This is a genomic window from Halorhabdus amylolytica (genome assembly GCF_004944975.1).
Lineage (GTDB): Archaea > Halobacteriota > Halobacteria > Halobacteriales > Haloarculaceae > Halorhabdus > Halorhabdus amylolytica.
Genome location: NZ_SPQG01000006.1, coordinates 80638 through 86849 on the forward strand (window position 1 = coordinate 80638; position 6212 = coordinate 86849).

Consider the following 6212-nt stretch of genomic DNA (forward strand, 5'->3'; position numbering starts at 1 on the left):
CGTAAGTGGGCCACTCAAAAGAGTCCGGCGGTGGTGTGTCCGCTTGCCGTCAGGCCACCGTCTCGAGGACGCCCCCGGTCCGGACGACAAAGTAGACGACGAACGCGGCCGCGAGGATCCACTGACCGATGTCGACGTCGCGGTACTCTCCCTTGGCGGCCTTCAACACGGGGTAACTGACGATCCCCGCGGCAATGCCGTAGGCGATGGAGTAGGTCAGTGGCATGATGATGATGGTCAGGCCGGCCGGCACCGCGTGGGTCATGCTGTCCCACTGGATGTCGACCACGTTACGCAACATGAGCAGTGCAACGACGACCAAGGCGATGTGTGAGGCGTATTGCGGGACGACCGTCGCCAGCGGGACGACGATCAACGCTAGCAGGAACAGGACGCCGACGACCAGCGCGGTCATGCCGGTCCGACCCCCCTCCTCGACGCCGGTCGCCGACTCGATGTAGGTCGTCACCGTCGAGGTGCCGAGCATGCCGCCGACGGTCGTGCCGATCGCGTCGGCCATCAGCGGCTTGTCGATGTCCGGGAAGTTGCCGTCCTCGTCGAGGAACCCGCCGGCCTGGCCGACGCCGACCAGCGTGCCGGCGGTATCGAAGAAGTCCACGAAGAAGAACGTGAAGACGATCAGCGCAAAGGAGAGCGCCTCGACGTTTTGCAGTCCTTCGATGAACGCACCGGCAAGCGGCGTGATGTCGTACTGGGCGCTCGCCATCTTCGAGAAGTCGAACCCGCCGTTGCGGACGAACGCGCCGGCGACGACACCCGGATCGACGACGCCGGCCAACGTCGCGACGATCCCCGCCACGGTCGTCGTCAGGATGCCGATGATGATCGAACCCGGCATCCCACGTACGTACAGTATCAGCGTCAGGAACAACCCGGCCACCGAGAGGATCGCCATCGGACTCGACGCGATGTTCCCCAGCGTCACCAGCGTCGCGCTGTCGTTCACGACGACCCCCATCGCCTGGAGACCGATGATCCCCAGGAACAGCCCGATACCGGTCCCGACGGCGTACTTCACGGGCTGGGGAAACAGCCGGATGATGTACTCCCGGGCGCCGATCGCCGTCAGGACGATGAAGATCAGTCCCTCGACGACGACGGCGGCCAGCGCCGTCTCCCACGGGACGCCAAGCGCACCCACGACCGTGAACGCGAAGAAGGCGTTCAGTCCCAGTCCCGGCGCCTGGGCGAAGGGTCTGTTGGCGTAAAACGCCATCACGAAGATAGCGACCGCAGCCGCCAGGATGGTCACCACCGCGAGCATCTGCTCTACTTCCCCAGGTGTGTATCCCTCCAGCGCGATGCCGTCCGTGAACCCACCGTCACCCGGCTGATCCGTCATTATCGACGGGTTGACGACAACGATGTAGCTCATCGCCAGGAAGGTCGTGATCCCGGCCACGACCTCTGTCCGGAGGTCTGTGCCGTGCTCCTCGAAGCCGAAGTACTCAGCGAGCGTATCGGTTATCGCCATATGGCTATCACGATCGACTAACTTGCACAGTATCGACTTAATCCTTTATTTGTTTGGCCAACTAATATCCAAGAACGTGTATATCACTCGGAGAGTGACGTAAACGAGACAACGGGGCCGTCGACGGCGTCGCGGACCCTGTCGATCCCCCCACGGCCGACGGCGATCAGCGTGAAGACGCCAGTGACGGTTAGCCCGGCTCGCTCGGCGAGTTCGAGCAGGAGGCGCTGGGTCTCGCCGGACCTGACGAAGTCGTCGACGACCAGTACATCCTCGCCAGGGTCGAGCGCGCTTTCGGGGAGCGAATACGTAATCTCGATGCCGGGTGTAAGTCGCTGGCGCGCCTCGAAGAACTCGGAGACGGCCGTCTCGCGTGACTTCTTCGCATAGACGGCGGGCACGTCGTAGTGGCGAGCCATGGCACTCGCCAGGGTAATCCCGTCGGTGGCCGCAGTCAGGACGGCGTCGGGCGTTCCGAAGTCGTTGACTTCGGCGGCGACAGCAGCCACGAGGTCGAGCAACGACTGGTCGTAGACAACCTCCGTGTTGTCGACGTACCCCTCTTCGTCGCGCGTGATGCGGGACTCGATCTCGGCCGCGAGGGTGTCGGGTCCACACTCCTCGACGACGTACCTGGCCCGATCGACACCGGGCAGCACGTGTCCGTTGACGTATCGGTTCAGGTCCCCCGCCGAGAGTCCGGTGAGCTCGGCGAGTTCGTCGTACGTCCGGGTCGCTTTCAATCGCCGGAGGATCGAGACGGCCTGTAACTGGAGGGTGACTTTCTGGGCGCGGCGCATGCCTCACCACTAGATCGGCACGAACGTGAACATTTCGGAGACGGAAACAGCCTAGATATACACTTCTGTGGAAGACGGGTCGGCTTCAGTCCCTGCCAGCGAGCAGGTCCTCGGCGGTCACCAGCGCCTCGAGTTCGAGATCCGCTTGTGCGAGGTTCTTCCTGGCACCCTCCTGTCGGTCGACGACGACCAGCACGCGCTCGACGGTCGCGCCCGCATCCCGGAGCGCCTCGGCGGCGTCGATCGCGCTCTGTCCCGTGGTAGCGATATCCTCGATGACGACGACCTTCTCGCCCTCGGCGAGTTCGCCCTCGATCAGGTTCCCCGTCCCGTAGTCTTTGCGTTGCTTGCGGACGATCACGTAGGGCGTCGCTGTCTCGACGCTGGTCGCCGCGACGAGGGGGACAGCGCCGAGCGCGACACCGGCGAGTTTCGTCCCGTCGAGACGGTCGGCGAAGGCCTCGGCGATCAACCGGAGACAGGTCGGGTCGGTCTCGAAAACGTACTTGTCGACGTAGTACTCGCTGGTCCCGCCGTGGGAGAGTTCGAATTCGCCGAAACGGACCGCTTCGGCGTCGGTGAGCGCGTCGATGAGCGTCTGGTTGGCCATACCGGCGCTTGGACAGCGACAGCGCTAATACCCGTCGGTCTCGGCTCGCGTGCTACCGTTCGGGGTACTCCGCGAGTGCCGCGGTGAGGGTTTCCCGGCGGTCCTGCAGGGTCGCCAGTTCCTCCTCGACGGCACCGCTGGCCAGCCGCTCGCGTTCGTCCTCATCCAGCTGGTCGCGTGCACGGGCGCTCTCTCGAAGGCGTTCGTACTCACTGTTGGGGGGCAGTTCCCGCACCTGCCGGAGCTTCACGATCGTCTGCTCGTCGGCGAGTCGCCCCACGACGGCGATCAGTTCCCGACACCGCCACCGGAGCGTCGCCGCCTCGGGCGGCGGCCAGCCGACGGTCAGCGGATCGGCGTCCAGCCGCCGGAGATACGTCTGATGCGTGGCGACGTTGCGCTTCAGCTCTCGGGCTTCGGGAACGTAGTGCTCGAGCTTCGAGACGGAATATTCGGCGTACTCGAGCAACGTCGGGATCGGTTCTTCGCCCGCCTCGCTCCCCTCGACGTACGCGGTCAGATCCTCGGGTGGCTGTCGATACCCGACGAGCGGATACACCTCGGTCGTCTCGACGAACTCGAGTACTTCCTCGGCCGATGCGTTGCGTTTGAATTCACGAAACACCGCCTCGACTGCCTCATTGTAGCGCTCGATCGGCTCCCGGAGACGTTCGACCGGTGCTTCCAGATCCGCCTCGCCGAGCGCCTGAAGGTCTTCGAGTTCGTCGATCTCCGCTTCGAGTTCCCGTTTGCGAACCGCAACCTCATGGCGGGCTTTGCGGTACTGTTCGAGGGTGCGTGTTCGTTCTTCGAGGCGCTCGACAAGGTCCGAGACAGGCGTGAGTGCGCTCCGTGCCGACTCGAAGTCCGACTCGGTCAGCCGACGCTGATGGAGGATCTCGTCGACCTCCTCGAAGCGATCCCGATGATTCAGGTCCTCGGGCAGCCGTTCGACAAAGTTCGCGATCTTCTCCTGGAACTCGATGAAGGCCTCGAAGTCGCCGTCGCCGGTCGCCCGCTCCTCGTAGCGGTCGAACAGCGCCAGCAACTCGTCGTGATATTCCTGTAGCTCTTCGAGGCGTTCCTCGCCGGTTTCTTCGACACGTTTCTGTGCCTCTTCGTGGGCAGTCGCAGCCCGTTTGAGAGTCTGGACGCGTGCCCGTGCGCTCTCACCGTCAGTCGTGGGGGGACTCTCACTCATTCGTAAACGTCGTCGGGATCGAAGACCCGTTCTCCGACGACAGCGCCGTCGATCGTCCGGTGGAAACACGAGCGATACCCCGTATGACAGGCCCCGCCTTCCTGGTCGATCAGGTACAGCAACGCGTCGCCGTCACAGTCCACCCGGATCTCCTCGACATGTTGGACGTTCCCGCTCGTCTCGCCCTTCTGCCAGAGCTCGTCGCGACTCCGGGAGTAGTAGTGGGCCAGCCCGGTCTCCCGGGTCCGTTCGAGGGCTTGCCGGGTCACGTACGCCAGCATGAGCACGTCCCCACCCTCGGCGTCCTGGGCAATGGCCGGGAGATACTCGTTCTCGTCGAACGCCACGTCGACGTCGGCAGTCATGTCTCCCCAGTCGGTGGTCTCGTCGCATAGGCTTTTTGTCCGGCACCCGCCCACGCCAGGCGCGCCTCCGCCCCGATCACACCGTTCCGATTCCCACAACCGCAAGCAGCCACACCAGCACGTCCCCGGCAACCAGACTCACCAGCAGGCCGCCGAACATCGGGACGAGAAACGGGATCCCTGGCGTGATCCAGACCGTTTCGTTCTCGCTGAGGACGTCGAGTCCCTCGCGCAAGTCCGGGGCAGTCGTCCCGTAGGCACCGTGATCGAGGTCGTCGAGGAACGCTGCTGCACCCCAGGGATCGTCGTACTCACCCCCGTCTGTCAGTACCGGCGTGACGGTCCCGTTGTCGGCCCGTGGTATCGACCCGTCGCCGGGATTCTGCGTTGCCGGCAGTGACGCGGGATCCCGGTATTCTCCGGGGTTCTCCCGCAGGGACGACAGCGACAGGTCGCGCCACTGGAGGTACATCCGGAGCGCGTCCAGGTCGAGCCCCCGTCTGGTGAACCCCTCCGGCGTCTCCAGCAGCCGGCCGTACTCATCGACAGCCCGCTCGGCGCGAATGGGACGGCCGATGACCATCGCCTTCGCGACGTGGCCCCCGAGGGCGTTCCGCCCAGCCAGTACCAGTGGATACGCAAGTCCGACGAGGACGGCGTTCGAGAGGATCGTCAGCGAGAAGACGCCGAGGGTGGGTTGGATCGCCGGCAGAACGAACCCATCGAAGAGGTACGTCGGGTACGTCGGGAACAGTACTGCGAGGACGATCAGCGCCTTCGCGTCGGCGCCGCCGAAGCCACCGAACCACCAGAACCCGTAGGCGAACGGGACCAGCAGGCCGATGCTAAACGCGACCCGGATCGCGAACAGTCCCGGATCAGAAACGAACAGCCCGCTGTCGGTCCAGACTAGCCACGCGTCCCAGACGAGCAATACGACGCCGAGTGCGATAAGCGGGAGCCAGGTGCGGTTGGGCACCCGGCGCGTGCGGATGTCCCGCCAGGCAGCCCATCCCAGCACAGGGACTACCAGCAGTCGCAAGAGATCGGGGAGCGTCGCGTTCACACTCGCCACTCTCGGGGCGGCGAGTTAGCGTTTGTGGAACGGACGCGCACCGGTGTTCCAAACGAGTAACTATCGACCAGGGTTCGAAGACGGGTTACCGAACGACGTGGGTGAACCCGATCAGATGACGCGGTTCTGCAGGTAATCGAGGTGCTTGGCGTTGTAGACGATCTTGACGTCGTCGGCGGAGGGGGTGCCGACGCAGGTCAACCGGACACCCTTGTCCTCGACTTCCTCGTCCGAGAGGATCTGCTGCATGTCCATGTCGATGTCGCCTTCCTTGACGATCGAGGCGCAGTTGGCACAGGCGCCGGCACGACACGAGAACGGCCAGTCGTAGCCCTGGGCCTCGGCGGCTTCGAGGATGTACTCGCCCTCGGCGACGTCGATGGTGCCGTGATCCTCCTCGTCCAGGCCGGCCTCGCCGGCCTTCTCGAAGAGGTCGTCGTCGTCCATGTCCCAGCCGTGATCGTCCAGCACTTCGTAGTTGAGGTATTCTACAGTGGGCATCAGGACCAGGGTACACACCCCTGACTGTTAACTTTGCTGTTCGAAACGGATCTATCAGAGATGATTGCCGGTTCAGTGTTCCTGTCTCTATTTCGTATTTGCCGCTCGCGTGTTGCTCGCGCCTCTCACGGGTCGCTACGCTCCCCGTTCGAGAGTTCGGCGACC

Annotated in this window: 7 protein-coding genes; all 7 read right to left on the reverse strand. The window is 64.2% G+C overall.

The window, feature by feature from the left end; genetic code table 11:
* Positions 1-49 precede the first annotated feature (49 nt).
* The 7 genes from E3374_RS09620 to fer all read right to left on the reverse strand — a co-directional run bounded on the left by E3374_RS09620 (position 50) and on the right by fer (position 6047).
* The gene (locus E3374_RS09620; protein WP_136688870.1) at positions 50-1495 is read right to left on the reverse strand and encodes an NCS2 family permease; all 1446 of its coding nucleotides are present in this window, start codon (positions 1493-1495) and stop codon (positions 50-52) included.
* An 83-nt stretch (positions 1496-1578) separates the two neighbouring features.
* Positions 1579-2295, reverse strand: coding sequence for a phosphoribosyltransferase family protein (locus E3374_RS09625; protein ID WP_136688871.1), 717 nt, complete (start codon positions 2293-2295; stop codon positions 1579-1581).
* Positions 2296-2380: 85 nt separating this feature from the next.
* Positions 2381-2905 (reverse strand): orotate phosphoribosyltransferase, encoded by a 525-nt coding sequence (pyrE, locus tag E3374_RS09630; RefSeq protein ID WP_136688872.1) that lies wholly within the window; start codon positions 2903-2905, stop codon positions 2381-2383.
* 52 nt (positions 2906-2957) lie between these two features.
* Entirely contained in the window at positions 2958-4106 is a 1149-nt protein-coding gene (locus E3374_RS09635) for a DUF7118 family protein (RefSeq protein ID WP_136688873.1), read from the reverse strand.
* Positions 4103-4471 carry a phosphoribosyl-AMP cyclohydrolase gene (hisI, locus tag E3374_RS09640; RefSeq protein ID WP_136688874.1) on the reverse strand — a complete coding sequence of 123 codons (369 nt, stop codon included), beginning with the start codon at positions 4469-4471 and terminating at the stop codon, positions 4103-4105. Before hisI ends, E3374_RS09635 begins: the two co-directional genes overlap by 4 nt.
* Positions 4472-4547: 76 nt before the next feature.
* The gene (locus tag E3374_RS09645) at positions 4548-5537 is read right to left on the reverse strand and encodes an A24 family peptidase (protein ID WP_136688875.1); all 990 of its coding nucleotides are present in this window, start codon (positions 5535-5537) and stop codon (positions 4548-4550) included.
* A gap of 120 nt (positions 5538-5657) precedes the next feature.
* A complete protein-coding gene (gene fer / locus E3374_RS09650) occupies positions 5658-6047 on the reverse strand; it encodes a ferredoxin Fer (RefSeq protein WP_136688876.1) in 390 nt (129 codons plus the stop codon).
* Positions 6048-6212: the final 165 nt, after the last annotated feature.

Coding starts and splice junctions, on each gene's coding strand:
- hisI (WP_136688874.1), bottom strand. CDS start 4,471: ATGACTGCCGACGTCGACGTGGCGTTCGACGAGAACGAGTATCTCCCG.
- E3374_RS09635 (WP_136688873.1), bottom strand. CDS start 4,106: ATGAGTGAGAGTCCCCCCACGACTGACGGTGAGAGCGCACGGGCACGC.
- pyrE (WP_136688872.1), bottom strand. CDS start 2,905: ATGGCCAACCAGACGCTCATCGACGCGCTCACCGACGCCGAAGCGGTC.
- E3374_RS09625 (WP_136688871.1), bottom strand. CDS start 2,295: ATGCGCCGCGCCCAGAAAGTCACCCTCCAGTTACAGGCCGTCTCGATC.
- E3374_RS09620 (WP_136688870.1), bottom strand. CDS start 1,495: ATGGCGATAACCGATACGCTCGCTGAGTACTTCGGCTTCGAGGAGCAC.
- fer (WP_136688876.1), bottom strand. CDS start 6,047: ATGCCCACTGTAGAATACCTCAACTACGAAGTGCTGGACGATCACGGC.